2 protein-coding genes are annotated in these 2,813 nt (G+C 54.7%); one reads left to right on the plus strand and one right to left on the minus strand.

Annotation, left to right across the window (positions count from 1 at the left end):
* Positions 1 to 546 precede the first annotated feature (546 nt).
* Complete coding sequence (locus tag OVY01_RS22780) at positions 547 to 1,002, plus strand: replication/maintenance protein RepL (protein WP_267849928.1); 456 nt, start codon at positions 547 to 549, stop codon at positions 1,000 to 1,002.
* A gap of 370 nt (positions 1,003 to 1,372) precedes the next feature.
* Here OVY01_RS22780 and mobV read toward each other — a convergent pair whose 3' ends face one another.
* Positions 1,373 to 2,407 carry a MobV family relaxase gene (gene mobV, locus OVY01_RS22785; RefSeq protein WP_267849929.1) on the minus strand — a complete coding sequence of 345 codons (1,035 nt, stop codon included), beginning with the start codon at positions 2,405 to 2,407 and terminating at the stop codon, positions 1,373 to 1,375.
* Between the last annotated feature and the right edge of the window lie 406 nt (positions 2,408 to 2,813).

A 2,813-nucleotide genomic window follows, 5' to 3' on the forward strand; every position in this document is an offset into this window, starting at 1 on the left:
AAGTCAAAACCAGTTGGAGGTCCGATTCCGCGCAGTTTCCGCGCCCGCCCGTGGACAACTCCGCTGCCCACACTGGCGTGTGGACAGCCGGGCTTTGCCCGGTGCCGGAGTCTGCCCACCGGCTCCCCACGACCTTTGCCCCTTGGGCCTGACGCGCCCCTCCGGGGCTTGCCTTGGAGAGAGAGAAAACCTTCCCCCTTCCCTGCTAAACCGGTTTTTGGGACATTGAATGCTCAAAAAACTTCACTAGGAAGCTGATCAGAGAATGACCAACTCGGGGCTGTCCAAATGTCGCTAGGCGTCGTTTAACCTCCGCGTGCGGGGGTCTGGATATTTGGGCTAAGGCTTGATGATCTAGCTGTCCAAGATAGATCAAGAGGCAAGGACCTCTAAAGCCTTACTGGGTATAGAACCTCAGTGCCAAAATTGGCACCGAACAGTGCCAAAATTGACACCTTTCGGTGCATTGAAAATGGCATGAAAAGGTGTCACAATAAAGGCACCAAAGGAGGACACTTCTGTCCACTTTCTGCAAAGGGAAACGACATGGCGACAGTATTTCAAGGGCAACGGCGATTGGTGGACACAGCCACGGGTGAAATCATTGATGCCCAGGTTGTGACAAAGACAATAGGAGATGCTGGATTCCATAAAATCTGGTTGCACGAGATTCTTGAGCTAGTCGATGAAGTAGGAAACGCCAAGATGCGGGTGCTTATGTGGCTACTTTCCAAGGCCGACGCGCAAAATCAGGTGTGGGCGACATGGGAGGAAATCGGGAAAGAAACAGGCGTTGGTCGACGAACTATTGCCCGTCTGATGGCGGCTTTAAAAGAAGCGAACGTCATTACCGAAACACGCCGCAGCGTATGGCGTTTGAACCCCCAAATCATCTTTAAGGGCGATTACTCACGCCGGATGAACGTACTAGTGAAGTACCGCGATGAGAAGCAAGGCGACCTATTCGAAGAGCCCATTGTCGGACAGCAAAAGGCCGCTTGAGCACCATTTCTTAAAGCCTTACTGGGCAGAAAAATGGTTTAGGTGCTCAAACTTGAGCACGATTGTGATCATCTGCGTGATCACTTTAGGGGTCGTTGAGTGGACCTGGATAGTCGCCTAGTCTGAATTTTCCCTATCAGAATGAGTAGGGTTCAGATCCGTGTTCGGCAAAATTTGGGTGAACCAAAAACCGAACCCCAAGCCCACTACCAGGAAAGCGCACAGGACAATATTCTCGATGGTTCCAGAGTTCATTTAAACCCCATTCATTGGTAATGCGGAGCCTTGCTGCATAAGGCTTTAGGCTGCCTTAGCATGTCTTATATTCCAAGCTAATTATAAGAGATTCCGCGCGCGATCAACGCTCGCGTTATCGGGAAGGACCACCGCGCCCACGATCATTTTTTTGGGGTTGTATCGCAGTTGTCTGGGATCGCCTTTGTTCTTCGATTCGAGCATTTCGCTGAGCGCGGTCGTCAATTTCACGTTGGTTCTCCTGCTTGAAACCCACCAACATCGCGTAGACCTGCTCGGCCTGGGTCTTTGTCAGTCCTTTGAATAGCCTTTCCACACGCTCTACGCGCTCCTGAACGGCCTTGAGTTCCTTGTCCTTGGCTAGAGCGGTCTTTTGCATCTCATCGGCTCTACGGCGCTCTAATCGAGCCGCGGCAGCACTGGCCAGCGCTGGAGCAACTCCATGGCTAACTTTTTCATTGAGCCGCTCGACGACACCATGGGCCGATTCAACTGCACCGAAGACCTTTTGCACCAACGTATCGCCCTTGACCTTCTGAGGCTTGAGCTCGTCCTCGGTGAATGCCGGCGTAATGGCTTCGCGCCCGAGATCGGCATAAAAGGTCCGCACGCGCTGGTGGGTGGCCTTGCTGCCTTCAATACCGCGCTCGAGACCCAATCCGCTGACGGCCTGGGCAAATCGTGTCTGGTCCTGGGTCATCATTGCTTTGTTGCCGATGAACTCCTTGGCTGAAAGACGGCCATCGGATGTGATGGGCACAACGAAAGCGGAAATGTGCGGGGTCAGTTCATCACGATGGACGGTGGCCGCCACAATGTTTTCAACCCCGTACTTGGCACCCAACCACGCCATCGACTGCCGGACAAACCTCGCCTCGTTCATTCCTCCGGCCTGAGCCCACCAAGCCGGACTAGCCGTCATCACATACTCGACGGCCAGCACTGCATCCTTTCGCCGTTTTTCCGGTAGCCGATCGCGCAATGCTCCCATGGCCTGGTCGGTGGAAGCGTTGACCAGGTGCTCGTTATCCGGTGTACGCCCCTGGTCTGCATTCGGGGTTTCGCGGTCCCGGTAACAGTGTTGGAGAGCGGCAGCGACGCTGCCCATACCTGCCAGTTTTTTGCATCGCATGATGGCGAAATTGGGCATCGGCGGACCTCCGGTGGGCCACTAACGAAAAACCGTTAGTGTACTCACTAGACTTTGCTGCGCAAAATCGTTCGAAAACCTATGGGGCTGCGCCCCTTGTCCCCGCTAAAGTCAAAACCAGTTGGAGGTCCGATTCCGCGCAGTTTCCGCGCCCGCCCGTGGACAACTCCGCTGCCCACACTGGCGTGTGGACAGCCGGGCTTTGCCCGGTGCCGGAGTCTGCCCACCGGCTCCCCACGACCTTTGCCCCTTGGGCCTGACGCGCCCCTCCGGGGCTTGCCTTGGAGAGAGAGAAAACCTTCCCCCTTCCCTGCTAAACCGGTTTTTGGGACATTGAATGCTCAAAAAACTTCACTAGGAAGCTGATCAGAGAATGACCAACTCGGGGCTGTCCAAATGTCGCTAG

This window comes from Robbsia betulipollinis, assembly GCF_026624755.1.
GTDB lineage: Bacteria > Pseudomonadota > Gammaproteobacteria > Burkholderiales > Burkholderiaceae > Robbsia > Robbsia betulipollinis.